The sequence below is a fragment of the Kineococcus aurantiacus genome (assembly GCF_013409345.1).
Taxonomy (GTDB): Bacteria; Actinomycetota; Actinomycetes; order Actinomycetales; family Kineococcaceae; genus Kineococcus; species Kineococcus aurantiacus.
Window position 1 is genome coordinate 786990 of sequence record NZ_JACCBB010000001.1, and the last position, 12796, is coordinate 799785.

Here is a 12796-nt window from a genome sequence, read left to right on the forward strand (position 1 = left end):
CCGGGCGTGAGGGGCCCGGCGTAGGGTCGGGCCGGTGACCTCGCCGACGTGGGACCCGGCCCAGTACGCCCGGTTCGCCTCCCCCCGCGCCCGCCCCTTCCACGACCTGCTGGCCCGGGTCGGGGCGCAGGACCCCGCGGTCGTCGTCGACGTGGGCTGCGGGCCGGGGACGCTGACGCTCGACCTGGCCCGCCGGTGGCCGCGCGCCACCGTGCGGGGTCTGGACTCCTCCCCCGAGATGGTCGCGCAGGCCCCGGCCGGGCGGGGGGTGGAGTTCTCGGTCGCGGCGGCCGAGGAGTTCGACGCGCGCGGGGTCGACGTCGTCGTCTGCAACGCGGTGCTGCAGTGGGTGCCCACCCACCGGGAGCTGCTGCGGCGCTGGGCCTCCCAGCTGGCCCCCGGGGCCTGGCTGGCGTTCCAGGTCCCCTCGAACTTCGACGCCCCCTCCCACCGGCTGATGCGCGAACTGGCCGCGTCCCCGCCGTGGCGGCACCGGCTGGCCGGTGTCCTGCGCGGGACCGAGTCGGTGGCCTCCCCCGCGCAGTACCTCGACCTGCTCGCCGGGCAGGGACTGGTCGCCGACGTGTGGCAGACCGAGTACCTGCACGTCCTGCCCGGGCAGGACCCCGTCCTGGAGTGGGTGCGCGGCACGGGGTTGCGCCCGGTGCTGCAGGCCCTGGACCCCGGCAGCGCGGCGGAGTTCGAGCGCGAGTACGCCGCGCTGCTGCGCGAGGCCTACCCGGCGCGCGACTACGGCACGCCGTTGCCGTTCCTGCGGACGTTCGCCGTCTCGACCGTCCCGGCCTGATCGACCTCCAGCAGTTCCAGCAGGTGCGGGGCCGGCGAGCCCGTCGAGGCGGTCACCACCGAGACGACCCAGTCGGGGGCGTCGGCCGGCATCGCGACGACCGCCAGCCGGGCGGCCTCGGGTTTGGCCGCGACGTGCCGCGGGACGACCGCGACCCCGAGCCCACGGCCGACGAGGTCGAGCAGGGCGTGGACGTCGCCGACGCTGAACCGCACCTGCCGGTGCACGCCGTGCCCGGCGCAGGCGGCGTCGGTGAGGGGCCGCACCCCCCAGGAGGGAACGAAGTCGATGAACGGCGAGGCGGCCAGCTCGCCCCAGTCCACGACGGCCCGCCCGGCCAGCGGGTGGGCCGGCGGGAGGAGCAGCACCAGCGGTTCGCGGCCCAGCTCCGTGGAGGGCAGCGACCCGAGGTGCTCGGTGGTGGCGACGAAGGCGAGGTCCAGCTCGCCCTCGCGCACCCGGCCCACCAGGTCGTGCGAGCCGGCCTGCTCGAAGTGCACCTCGACCTGCGGGAAGCGCCGGTGGAACCGCTCCAGCAGGGTGGAGACGTCGACGACCCCCAGGCACTGCTCGGCGCCGACCCGCAGCGTCCCGGACAGCCGGCGGGTGGCCTGGACGACGGCGTCGCGGGCCGCGGTGGCCTGGGCGAGCATCGTGCGGGCGTAGGGCAGCAGGGCCAGCCCGGCGTCGGTGGGCCGCACCTGCCGCGGGCTGCGGTCGAACAGCGCGGTGCCCAGCTCGTCCTCCAGGGTGCGGATCGCGGCGGACAGCCCCGACTGCGAGACGCCGCTGAGGGCGGCGGCGCGGGTGAACTGCCGCTCGTCGGCGAGGGCGACGACGTACTGCATCTGGCGCAGGTCCATCCATGAACTGTACTTCTGCCCGGGAGAAGAATCAGTTGTTGGACTTCTGCGGTGCCGGTTCCTAGGCTCGCCGCGTGAAGCAGCGCAGCCTCGGGCGCCCCGGCGCCCCCACCACCCGGCAGGTCTCCGCCATCGGCCTCGGCGGCATGCCGCTGAGCATCGAGGGCCGTCCCGACACCGACCGGGCCCTCGCCACGATCCACGCCGCCCTCGAGGCCGGCGTCACCCTCATCGACACCGCCGACGCCTACCACCGCGACGCGGACGAGGTCGGCCACAACGAGGAGCTCATCGCCCGCGCCCTGCGCGAGTTCGGCGGCAGCACCGACGACGTCGTCGTCGCCACCAAGGGCGGCCACCTGCGCCCCGGCGACGGGTCCTGGACGCAGAACGGCGACCCCGCCTACCTCAAGGAGGCCGCCAAGGCCTCCGCCCGCCGCCTCGGCGTGGAGGCCATCGGCCTCTACCAGTTCCACCGCCCGGACCCGAACGTCCCCTACGCCGAGTCCGTCGGGGCCCTGGCCGAGCTGCTCGACGAGGGCGTCATCGTCCGCGCCGGCATCTCCAACGCCGACGTGGCCCAGATCGAGGAGGCCGACACCGTCCTGGGCGGCCGCCTGGTCTCGGTGCAGAACCAGTTCTCCCCCGCCTTCCGCAGCAGCCAGGGCGAGCTGGAGCACTGCGCGGCCCGCGGCATCTCCTTCCTGCCCTGGTCCCCGCTGGGCGGGATCTCCAACGCCGCCGAGCTCGGCAGCCGCCACGCGGTGTTCGCCGAGGTGGCCGAGGCCCACGGCGTCAGCCCGCAGCAGGTCACGCTGGCGTGGGAACTGGCCCTGGCCGAGCAGGTCCTGCCCATCCCCGGCTCCTCCCGCCCGGCGAGCATCCTGGACTCCCTGGCCGCCGCCGACCTGGAACTGACCGCCGACGAGGTCGCCCGCCTGTCCGAAGGAGCCCGCTCGTGAGGACCGTCCCGCTGGGGACCACCGGCCTGCAGGTGCCCAACGTCGTCCTCGGCCTCATGCGCATCGCCGAGATGGACGACGAGGCCATCCGCACCCTCGTCGCCACCGGCCGCGAGGTCGGCATCACGATGGTCGACCACGCCGACGTCTACGGCGGTGCCCCGCACCGCTGCGAGGAGCGGTTCGCCCAGGCCGTCAAGCTCAGCTCCTCCGAGCGCGAGCAGACGGTCATCCAGACCAAGTGCGGCATCGTGCCCGGCGAGGACGGGGCGTACTTCGACTTCTCGTACGAGCACATCATCTCCTCGGTCACCGGGTCGCTGAGGGCGCTGGACACCGACTACCTCGACGTCCTGCTGCTGCACCGCCCCGACGCCCTCGTCGAACCCGAGGGCGTGGCGAAGGCGTTCGACGAGCTGCACGAGGCCGGCAAGGTCCGCGCGTTCGGCGTCTCCAACCACACCCCCGGCCAGCTGGAACTGCTGCGCAAGCACGTGCGCCAGCCGCTCGTGGCCAACCAGCTGCAGCTGTCGATCACCCACGCGCCCCTCGTCGCGCAGGGCGTCGCGGCGAACATGCAGGGTCTGGACCAGTCGATCTCGCGCGACTACGGCACCCTGGACTACTGCCGGCTGCACGACATCACGGTGCAGGCGTGGTCGCCGTTCCAGGCCGGGTTCTTCGACGGGGTGTTCCTCGACAACCCGAAGTACCCCGAGCTGAACGCCGTGCTGGACCGCCTCGCCGCGCAGTACGACGTCCCGACGATCGCGATCGCGACCGCGTGGATCACCCGCCACCCGGCGAACATGCAGGTCGTCCTCGGCACCACGAACCCCGACCGGGTCCGCGCCGCGGCCCAGGGTTCGGACGTCCCGCTGACCAGGGCGGAGTGGTACGAGCTGTTCCGCGCCGCGGGCTACCAGGTGCCCTGACCCGCGCCGCGCAGCGGTCCACGACCGTCAGGCCGGCGGGGGCGGAACCCGGGGTCGACCCCGGGTTCCGCCCCCGCCGCCGTGGATCCCGGTGGTCGCGCGCAGCGACCCCGGGCGCTCCCCGCGCGACCCGCAGGTCACACGCTCAGCGAACCCCCGACCGGTAGCTGCACCGCGCCGGCGACCCCCAGCCTCGACGCCTCCCGCACGAAGCGGCGGCCGGGTTCGACGAACCGGTCGCCCATGGTCGCCCCCAGGGCGACGGGGTGCAGCGTCCCCCAGTGCACCGGCACCGAGACCCCCGGCCGGACCCGCGCCACGAGTTCGGCGGCCTGGCGCGGGTCGAGGTGGTGCGGGCCCAGGGTGTGGCCCCAGCCGCCGACGGGGACCAGCGCGACGTCGGGGGCGCGGCCGGCCGCGGCCAGCACCGCGTCGGACCCCGCGAACTCGCCGGTGTCCCCGATCGCCCACAGCAGCAGGTCGTCCAGGTCGCGGCCGGGGAACGCGCCCGGGACCCGCAGGAGGTGCTCGACGGCCTCGGCCCCGCGCGGGGCGCGGCTGAACCCGCTGCCCGTGCGGTGCCCGGCGTGGTGGGCGGGCAGGGCCGTGACCTGCACCGGGCCGCACGGCGTGGGCAGTTCCCGCGTCTGCCCGACGGCGACCTCCACGACGTGCGTGGCGGGCCGCCGCAACCGCCACCGCACCCAGTCCGAGGAACCCGGCGGGGTCACCAGAACCGTGGGCCGCATCCGCCGCAGCGACGGCAGGTCCAGGTGGTCGTGGTGCAGGTGCGAGACCAGCGCCAGGTCGCACCCGGCCCACGCGGCCGGGTCGGGCGTCGCGGGCCGGCGGCGCAGGTGCGCCAGCCCCGGCCGCAGCACGGGGTCGGTGACCACCCGCAGCGACCCTCCCGGCGTCCGCACGTCGACCGTCACGGTCGAGTGCCCCAGCCACCTCACGTCGACGCTCACCGTTCCTCCTCCCCCTGGCCCCTCACGAGCGCAGGTCGACCTGCTGCATCCACCGGACCAGCTGCTCGTGGACCGTGGCGGCCCCCACGAGCGGCGCCTCGCCCGGCACGGACCGGTCCCGCAGGTCCTCGTCGACCTTCCACTCCGCCGGGTGCACCAGGACCGCCTGCTCCTGCCACCCGCCGAGCCCGCCGTGGGACCCGACCTGCTCCTCGAAGGCGTGCACCTCCCCGGTCACCGGGTCCACCGTGGAGTGCACGAACAGCGCCGGGGCGGTGCGGAAGCGCATGACCCGCAGCAGGTCGCCCGCGGCGCGGGGCCCGACGGCCGCGAGCGGGTCGGCGCCCTTGACCACGCCGGAGACCAGTTCGTGCTCCCCCTCGGTCCCGATGACGACGACCTCCTCGCCGCGGAACCCCGCGACGAAACCGATCCCGCGCGTCTGCAGGAGTCCGGGCACGAGCGCGGGCCAGCGGCGGTCGAACTCGGCGAGGTCGACGCGCCCGTCGGCGGCGCCGGGCACCGACAGCAGCGCCGTGCAGCCCGAGGTCGCGACGACGACGGCGTCGCGGTCGCCGTCGGGTTCGTCCTCGTGCCGGGTGCTGACGCGCTCGGCCTTGGCGTGGGGGGCGAACTCGCGCACCAGGACGTCCACCCGGCCGCGCATCTCCTCCCCGGCCGCGGTCGTCACCACGGGGTGCTCGGGCCCGGCCTCGTCGAGGAGCCCGGCGACGACCTCCTGCAGGGACCGCCCGCAGACCTGCTCGAACGTGGCCCCCTGCGCCTGGCCGTGGTCGGAGACGACCACGACGCGGTACTCGCGCGGGGAGACGGCCGCGACGTCGGCCAGCGTCTGCAGCACCCGGTCGATGCCCGCGAGCGCGTCGAGGGACTCGGCCCGCGCGACGCCGGCGTGGTGGGCGACCTCGTCGTAGTCGAGGAAGTCGACGAAGACGACGGGGCGGCCGTCGGCGAGCTCCTGGGCCACGACGGAGACGTTCAGGTCGCGCAGCAGCGCGTTGGTCAGGGCCCGCAGCAGGACGTACCAGCCGCGGCGCGGGATGCGGGGCTCGATGCGGCGCACCCGCTGCTGCCAGCCCTGGTACAGCTCCTTGACGATCTCCCCGAGGGTCAGGATGAGGCTGCGCAGCAGCACGAACGGGCGCGCGACGTACCGCAGGTAGGGGCGGCCCGAACCGCCTGCGCGGGACGTGGAGACGACGAGGTGGGCGTGCGAGGCCTCCCCGGAGAACAGGTTCCCGACGCTGGCGCCGTCGTCGGCCAGCAGCCCCCGCCGGCCGGCGGCGTGGGCGGCCTCGCGCGCGCGGCGCTCGATGACGGCGGCGTCGGCGGGCCGGTTCGCCACGAGGACGCGGCCCAGCTCGGGGTCCCACCAGCGGAAGGCGGGGATGCCCTCGGTGGAGCCGTGCAGGAACCCGGCCTGGCTCGCGGGCGTGGTGGAGGGCAGCTGGGCGTGCCAGCCCTCCGCGAGGTGGGTGCCCTCCCGCAGCCAGCGGGAGACGGTCGTCAGCGTCCCCGAGTGCAGGCCGAACCGCAGCAGCGGCATCGACAGCCCGTCGACCTGGACGACGAGCAGCCCCGGGGGCCGCACGTCCCCCGGCGGGCTCGGCCGGTGCCGCAGCAGGCCGCGCACGACCCAGCGGCTGTCGTTGGAGCCGACGAGCCAGCGCACGGCGACGCCGACCAGGCCGGTCCACAGGTACACCTGCCACAGCGCGTTGAGGGAGCTGAGGTCGAGGCCGGGCACCGCCGTCAGCGCCGTGTGCAGCAGCAGCAGCTGCACCGCGACGCCGAGGACGACCGTCGGCAGCGGCCCCAGGACCCCCACGAGCGGCCCCAGGACGGGGCGCACCAGCAGGTCGCCGACGGCGAGCACGGCCGCCGAGGCCAGCAGCCAGAACGGCGAGTCGACCCGCACGCCCGCGACGAGGTGCACGCTGATCCACAGCGCGAACGCGGTGGGCAGCAGCGACAGCAGCAGGTCGCGGACGTCGCGGGCGGTGAGGGCGAACCGGGAGCGCACGGTGTCGTGGAGCGGGCGGGGCTCAGAAACCGAGGCGCTGCAACTGCTTGGGGTCGCGCTGCCAGTCCTTGGCGACCTTCACCCGCAGGTCCAGGTGGACCCGGGTGCCCAGCAGAGCCTCGATCTGCCGGCGGGCGCGGGTGCCGACGTCCTTCAGCCGCGCGCCGCCGCGGCCGATGACGATGCCCTTCTGGGACTCGCGCTCGACGTAGAGCCACACGAAGACCGTGAGGACGCCGTTGTCGCCCTCCTGCATCTCCTCCACGACGACGGCCAGGGAGTGCGGCAGCTCGTCGCGGACGCCCTCCAGGGCCGCCTCGCGGACGAGCTCGGCGACCATGACGGTCTCGGGTTCGTCGGTCAGCTCGCCGTCGGGGTACAGCCGGGGCCCCTCGGGCAGGTGCTGCAGGAGGACGTCGGCGACGGTGTCGACCTGCTCGCCGGTCAGCGCCGAGGCGGGGACGACGTCGGAGAAACCCCCGAGCACCTCCTCGCCGAGGGCGGAGACCGCCAGCAGCTGCTCGGCGACCTGCTGCTTGGAGGCCTTGTCGGTCTTGGTGACCAGGGCGACCTTCGTCGAGCGGGGGACCGCGCCGAGGGCGTCGGCGATGAAGCGGTCACCGGGGCCGATCTTCTCGTCGGCGGGGATGCACAGCGCGACGACGTCGACCTCGGCGAGGGTCTCGTGGACCAGGTCGTTGAGCCGCTGGCCCAGCAGGGTGCGGGGCCGGTGCAGTCCGGGGGTGTCGACGAGGACGAGCTGGGCGTCGGGGCGGTGCACGATGCCGCGCACGGTGTGCCGGGTGGTCTGCGGCCGCGAGCTGGTGATCGCGACCTTCTGCCCGACCAGCGCGTTCGTCAGCGTGGACTTGCCGGCGTTGGGCCGGCCCACGAGGCAGGCGAAGCCGGAGCGGTGGGGGGTTGCTTCAGGCATGGTCGAGGCCTCCGGCGTCGAGGAGTTCGGTCTCGGGTTCGGGCAGGCGGTGGACGAGGACCGTCCGCACCTGGTTGCGGCGGCCGGCGCGGGCGTCGGCCTCCAGCCGCAGGCCGTGCACCTCGGCGACGGCACCGGGGACGAGCACCTCACCGAGCGTCTTGGCGAGCAGGCCGCCGACGGTGTCGACGTCCTCGTCCTCGATCTCCCGGTCGAACAGCTCCCCGAGGTCCTCCACGTGCAGCCGCGAGGACACCCGGAACCCGCCGTCGTCGAGGTGCTCGACCTCGGGCCCGGCGCGGTCGTACTCGTCGGAGATGTCCCCGACGATCTCCTCGAGGATGTCCTCGATCGTGACCAGGCCGGCGGTGCCGCCGTACTCGTCGACGACGATCGCCACGTGGACGTTGTCGCGCTGCATCTGCCGCATGAGGTCGTCGACGGGCAGGCTGTCGGGGACGAACACCGCCGGGCGGGCGACCTCCTCGACGTGCTCGGTGCGGGCCCGCGCGGGGTCGGTGTGGAAGCGGCGGGCGACGTCCTTGAGGTAGACGACGCCGAGGACGTCGTCGGCGTCCTCGCCCACGACCGGCATCCGGGAGAACCCCGAGCGCAGGAACAGCGCCTCCGCCTCGTGCAGGCCCGTGCCGCGGCGGGCGGTGACGAGGTCGGTGCGGGGCACCATGACCTCGCGGGCGAGGGTGTCGCCGAGCTCGAAGACGGAGTGGATCATCCGCTGCTCGCGGGCCTCGATGACGGAGGTCTCCCCCGCCAGCTCGACGATCTCGCGCAGCTCGGCCTCGGACCCGAACGGGCCGTGGCGCAGGCCCCGGCCCGGGGTGACGGCGTTGCCGACGGCCACCAGGGCCCGGGCCACCGGCCCCAGGACGGTGGTCAGCGGGGCCAGCACGGGCGCGGCGAGCAGGCCGACGGTCTCGGCGTGCAGCCGGCCCAGCGTGCGGGGGCCGACGCCGACGAGGACGAAGTCGAGCGCCGACATGCCCAGCCCGGCGCCGAGCAGGACCAGGGACCACGAGTCGGTCCAGCTGGCCACGACGACGGTCACGCAGACCGCCGCGAGGGTCTCCAGGACGACCCGCAGCAGGGTGCAGACGGTCAGGACGGGCGCGGCGCGCTCCAGCACGCGGGCCAGCGCCGGGGCGCCGCGGCGGCCGTCGTCCTGCAGCTCCCGGGCGCGGCGCCGGGACGTGCCGGCGATGGCCGACTCGGCGGCCGCGACGAGCCCGGCCGCCACGACGAGCAGCAGGGCCAGCAGCAGCAGCGGGCCCGCGGGAGCGTCCACGCCTCAGCCCCCCGACGGCAGCGCCCGGTGCCCGACCGTGGGGGTCGGGTCGCCGGGACGGCCGATGCGGGCCAGGAAGCCCAGCACGAGCCGGCGCTGCAGGGTGAACATCTCCCGCTCCTCGTCCGGCTCGGCGTGGTCGTAGCCGAGCAGGTGCAGGATGCCGTGCGTCACGAGCAGCAGCACCTCGTCGGCCGTGGCGTGGCCCGAGGCCTTGGCCTGCGCCGCGGCCACCTCCGGGCACACCACGACGTCCCCCAGCAGGCCCGGCTCGGACGTGCCGCCCTCGCGGCCGGGGCGCAGCTGGTCCATGGGGAAGGACATGACGTCGGTGGGGCCGGGCTCGTCCATCCACTGCACGTGCAGGCGGGACATGGCCTCGGTGTCGACCATGAGGATCGACAGGTCGGCCAGCGGGTGCACCCGCATCTCGTCCAGCACGTACCGGGCCAGGTGCGTCACCTCGACGGTGTCGACGCCGCGGCCCTGGGCGAAGCAGCTCTCGTCGACGACGTCGATGCTCACCGCTTCCTCCCGCCGTGCGCGGCACCGGCCCGCGGGCGGGCCTCCTCCCAGCGGCCGTAGGCGTCGACGATCTCCCCGACGAGGCGGTGCCGGACGACGTCGCTGGAGGTCAGCCGGGAGAAGTGGACGTCCTCGATGCCCTCGAGGATGTCCTGCACGACGCGCAGGCCCGACTCGGTGCCCGAGGGCAGGTCGACCTGCGTGACGTCACCCGTCACGACGATCTTGGACCCGAAGCCCAGGCGGGTGAGGAACATCTTCATCTGCTCGGGGGAGGTGTTCTGCGCCTCGTCCAGGATGATGAAGGCGTCGTTGAGGGTGCGCCCGCGCATGTACGCCAGGGGCGCGACCTCGATGGTCCCGGCCGCCATGAGGCGCGGGATGGAGTCGGGGTCGAGCATGTCGTGCAGCGCGTCGTACAGCGGGCGCAGGTACGGGTCGATCTTGTCGGTGAGCGTGCCGGGCAGGAAGCCCAGCCGCTCCCCGGCCTCGACCGCCGGGCGGGTCAGGACGATGCGGTTGACCTGCTTGGCCTGCAGCGCCTGCACGGCCTTGGCCATCGCCAGGTACGTCTTGCCCGTGCCCGCCGGGCCGATGCCGAAGACGACGGTGTGCTCGTCGATGGCCTCGACGTAGTGCTTCTGGTTGACCGTCTTGGGCCGGATCGTGCGCCCGCGGCTGGACAGGATGTTCATCGTCAGGACGTCGGCGGGGCGGTCGTCGCCGGTGCCGTTGGCCTGGGCGCGCAGCATGGCCACGGACCGCTCGACGGCGTCGGGCGACAGTGCCTGGCCGCTGCGCAGGACGGTCGTCATCTGGTCGACCAGGCGCTCCAGGAGGGCGACCTCGGCGGCCGTGCCCGTGACGGTGATCTCGTTGCCGCGCACGAGGACGTCGACCCGGGTGAAGGCCCGCTCCAGCACGCGCAGCAGTTCGTCGCGCGCGCCGAGCAGCCCCACCATGGGGACCTCGGGCGGCACCACGATGACGTGCCGCGCCGTGCCGAGGGCCTGGCCGGACGGCGCGGCCGTGGGTTCGGGGGTGGGTTCGGTGCTGGCCATGGTCGCCCCGAGGGGCCGCTCGCCTCCGTGTCGAGATGTGCGCGCCTGGGGGTGCACGCTGTCACCCCGATCCTAACGAGCCGGGCGCGCGCAGGTCTCCCGCGTTCGCCACCGGCTGCTCCCGGGTCCGCGCCGGGCCCCCGCTCGGCCACCGGGCTAGCCTCGCCCCGTGGACCGGCCCGCGCGCATCGCCCTGACCGGCGGGGGCTTCCGCGCCGGCCTGCACCTGGACCTGCTGGGCCGCCTGCCCGGGCGCTTCGAGGTGACCGGGGTCCTGGCCCGCAGCGCCGCCACCGCCGGGGCGCTCGCGGCGCGCGGGCTGCCCGTCCACCGCGACCTCGACGGGCTGCTGCGCGCCGCGCCGGACGTCGTCGTCGTCTCGGTGCCCGCGCGGGTGGCCCCCGGCCTGGTCCGCGAGCTCGACGGGCGCGGGGTGCACGCCGTCACCGAGACCCCCGCGGCCGCCGACCTCGACGGGCTGCGCGCGCTGTGGGACGCCGTCGGGGCGCACGGCCGCGTCCAGGTCGCCGAGCAGTACCTGCTCTTCCCGCACAACGCGGCCCGCGCCGAGCTCGTGCGCCGCGGCGCGGTCGGGACGCCCACCTCGGTGCAGGTCTCCTCCACGCAGCTGCACCACGCGACGTCGCTGGTCCGGGGCCTGCTGGGGACGCGGTGGCGCGGCGCCCGCGTGGTCGCCACCGCGACGACCGCGCCGCTGGCCGACCCGATCACCCGGGCGGGCTGGACCGGCAGCGCCGAGCCGCGCCCGCAGACCACGACGATCGCCACGTTCGACTTCGGCGACGGCCGCAGCGCCCTGTACGACTTCACCGAGACCCAGACGCGCAACCCGCTGCGGGCGCGGCGGCTGGTCGTGCGCGGCAGCGCCGGCGAGCTCGTCGACGACCGGCTCGTCCGGCTGACCGGCCCCACGACCGTCGTGCCCTCCACGCTCGAGCGGCGCTGGACCGGTCACCACCAGGACGTGCAGGGCCACGACCTGGACCACCTGTCCCTCGACGGCGAGGTGCTGTTCCGCAACCCCTTCCCCACCTCCCGGCTGTCCGACGAGGACATCGCGGTGGCCACGCTCCTGCAGCGGTGCGCGGCCTGGGCCCGGGACGAGGGCCCGCCGCCCTACCCGCTGGCCGAGGCCGCGCAGGACCAGCTCCTCAGCGCGGCGATCGAGCGGTCCCTGGCCACCGGCGGGCCCGTCGCGACCGGCGAGGGACCGTGGGCGCGCAGCTGAGCGGGCCGCGGCGGACCCTGGTCCTGGGGGTCGGGGAGGTCCCCTGGGACGCCCCCGTCGCCGCCGCCGACGACGCGGGCCTGCGCGGGGACGGGTTCTTCGAGACCCTGCTCGTGCGCGGCCGGCACGCCGTGCGGCTGGCGGCGCACCTGGACCGGTTCGAGCGGTCGGCCGCCGCCTTCGGGGTGGGCCTGGACCGGGACGCGTGGACCGCCCTGGCGGTGGCCGCGACCGCGGACCTGCCCGCCGCCGGCGAGGCCGTCCTGCGGTGGAGCCTGTCGCGCGACGGGCTCGGGCTGGTCACGGTGCGGCCCGTCCCCGACGGCGTGCGGGCGGGCCGGCGCGGGGTCGACGTCGTGACCCTGGCCCGCGGGACCGCGACCGTGCCCGACGCGCCGTGGCTGCTGGCCGCGGCCAAGACGTCCTCCTACGCCGTGAACTCCGCCGCCCTGCGGGAGGCGGCGCGGCGCGGGGCGCAGGACGCGCTGTTCGTCGACGCCGACGGCCTCGTCCTGGAGGCCCCGACCGCGAACCTGCTGTGGACCGCGGGGGGCCGCTGGTTCACCCCGCCGCGGTCCGGGCGGGCGGTCCTGCCGGGCACGACCCTGGAGGCCGTGGCGGGCGAGCTGAACGTCGAGGAGGCCCACGTGCGCCCCGCGGAGCTGGCCGGGGCCGACGGCGCCTGGCTGCTGTCGAGCCTGCGCGGGGCCGCCCCCGTCCTGCGCCTGGACGGCACCGCGCTGCCGCACGACGCCGACCGCACCGCCGCCCTGCGGGGGATCGCGCTGGGGACGGGCTGAGGACGCGCCGCGGTTCGCGCCGGGCGGTCCGCGGTGCCACAGTCGGGGGGTGGGCACGGGCGCTTCCGAGGACTGCCGGCTGACCGTGGTGCTGGCCACGGAGTCGGAGCAGGAGCACCGCTGCCTGCGGGTCCTGCGCGAGGCCGGGCTGGACGCCGCGATCGAGCGGGTCACCCCCACCGGAGAGGACCCGGTGGTCGTGGTGACCCTGCCCTGCGGGCACCGGCCCACGGCGGTCGACGTCTCGGCGGCCACCGCGCGCGTCACCGGCGAACTCCTGGCGGTGGGGCTGCACGCGGAGGTGCGCGGCACGGGTTTCCGGTCCCCGGCCGGCTGAGCCC

13 protein-coding genes are annotated in these 12796 nt (G+C 75.5%); 6 read left to right on the top strand and 7 right to left on the bottom strand.

What is annotated here, in order from left to right; genetic code table 11:
* The first annotated feature begins 34 nt into the window (after positions 1–34).
* Complete coding sequence (locus BJ968_RS03780) at positions 35–808, top strand: trans-aconitate 2-methyltransferase (protein WP_179749343.1); 774 nt, start codon at positions 35–37, stop codon at positions 806–808.
* On the opposite strand, the gene BJ968_RS03785 is transcribed toward BJ968_RS03780, so the two are convergent.
* A complete protein-coding gene (locus BJ968_RS03785) occupies positions 751–1671 on the bottom strand; it encodes a LysR family transcriptional regulator (RefSeq protein WP_179749345.1) in 921 nt (306 codons plus the stop codon). The genes BJ968_RS03780 and BJ968_RS03785 overlap by 58 nt on opposite strands.
* Positions 1672–1745: 74 nt before the next feature.
* Here BJ968_RS03785 and BJ968_RS03790 point away from each other — a divergent pair, with 74 nt between their 5' ends.
* Both BJ968_RS03790 and BJ968_RS03795 read left to right on the top strand, forming a co-directional pair.
* The gene (locus BJ968_RS03790; RefSeq protein WP_179749347.1) at positions 1746–2633 is read left to right on the top strand and encodes an aldo/keto reductase; all 888 of its coding nucleotides are present in this window, start codon (positions 1746–1748) and stop codon (positions 2631–2633) included.
* Positions 2630–3568 (top strand): aldo/keto reductase, encoded by a 939-nt coding sequence (locus BJ968_RS03795; RefSeq protein WP_179749349.1) that lies wholly within the window; start codon positions 2630–2632, stop codon positions 3566–3568. Before BJ968_RS03790 ends, BJ968_RS03795 begins: the two co-directional genes overlap by 4 nt.
* Before the next feature lie 137 nt (positions 3569–3705).
* Here BJ968_RS03795 and BJ968_RS03800 read toward each other — a convergent pair whose 3' ends face one another.
* The 6 genes from BJ968_RS03800 to BJ968_RS03825 are packed head-to-tail and all read right to left on the bottom strand — an operon-like array spanning position 3706 to position 10406.
* Positions 3706–4539 carry an MBL fold metallo-hydrolase gene (locus tag BJ968_RS03800; RefSeq protein ID WP_179749351.1) on the bottom strand — a complete coding sequence of 278 codons (834 nt, stop codon included), beginning with the start codon at positions 4537–4539 and terminating at the stop codon, positions 3706–3708.
* Between the two features lie 22 nt (positions 4540–4561).
* Positions 4562–6583: an alkaline phosphatase family protein gene (locus BJ968_RS03805; RefSeq protein ID WP_179749353.1), complete on the bottom strand. Its 2022-nt coding sequence runs from the start codon at positions 6581–6583 to the stop codon at positions 4562–4564.
* A gap of 22 nt (positions 6584–6605) precedes the next feature.
* Positions 6606–7517, bottom strand: a complete 912-nt coding sequence (gene era, locus BJ968_RS03810) for a GTPase Era (protein ID WP_179749355.1) — start codon at positions 7515–7517, stop codon at positions 6606–6608.
* Positions 7510–8820, bottom strand: a complete 1311-nt coding sequence (locus tag BJ968_RS03815; RefSeq protein ID WP_179749357.1) for a CNNM domain-containing protein — start codon at positions 8818–8820, stop codon at positions 7510–7512. Before BJ968_RS03815 ends, era begins: the two co-directional genes overlap by 8 nt.
* 3 nt (positions 8821–8823) lie before the next feature.
* Positions 8824–9345: an rRNA maturation RNase YbeY gene (gene ybeY, locus BJ968_RS03820; RefSeq protein ID WP_179749359.1), complete on the bottom strand. Its 522-nt coding sequence runs from the start codon at positions 9343–9345 to the stop codon at positions 8824–8826.
* Entirely contained in the window at positions 9342–10406 is a 1065-nt protein-coding gene (locus BJ968_RS03825; protein ID WP_179749361.1) for a PhoH family protein, read from the bottom strand. The genes ybeY and BJ968_RS03825 overlap by 4 nt, the downstream gene beginning before the upstream one ends.
* A gap of 169 nt (positions 10407–10575) precedes the next feature.
* Between BJ968_RS03825 and BJ968_RS03830 the strand changes: the two genes are divergently transcribed.
* From BJ968_RS03830 to BJ968_RS03840, 3 genes are read left to right on the top strand one after another with little or no spacing between them, the layout of a single operon-like run.
* A complete protein-coding gene (locus tag BJ968_RS03830) occupies positions 10576–11655 on the top strand; it encodes a Gfo/Idh/MocA family oxidoreductase (RefSeq protein ID WP_179749363.1) in 1080 nt (359 codons plus the stop codon).
* Entirely contained in the window at positions 11640–12455 is an 816-nt protein-coding gene (locus tag BJ968_RS03835; protein ID WP_179749365.1) for an aminotransferase class IV, read from the top strand. The genes BJ968_RS03830 and BJ968_RS03835 overlap by 16 nt, the downstream gene beginning before the upstream one ends.
* Before the next feature lie 49 nt (positions 12456–12504).
* Positions 12505–12792 (top strand): hypothetical protein, encoded by a 288-nt coding sequence (locus BJ968_RS03840; RefSeq protein WP_179749367.1) that lies wholly within the window; start codon positions 12505–12507, stop codon positions 12790–12792.
* The last annotated feature ends 4 nt before the right edge of the window (positions 12793–12796 follow it).

Coding starts and splice junctions, on each gene's coding strand:
- BJ968_RS03785 (WP_179749345.1), bottom strand. CDS start 1,671: ATGGACCTGCGCCAGATGCAGTACGTCGTCGCCCTCGCCGACGAGCGG.
- era (WP_179749355.1), bottom strand. CDS start 7,517: ATGCCTGAAGCAACCCCCCACCGCTCCGGCTTCGCCTGCCTCGTGGGC.
- BJ968_RS03825 (WP_179749361.1), bottom strand. CDS start 10,406: ATGGCCAGCACCGAACCCACCCCCGAACCCACGGCCGCGCCGTCCGGC.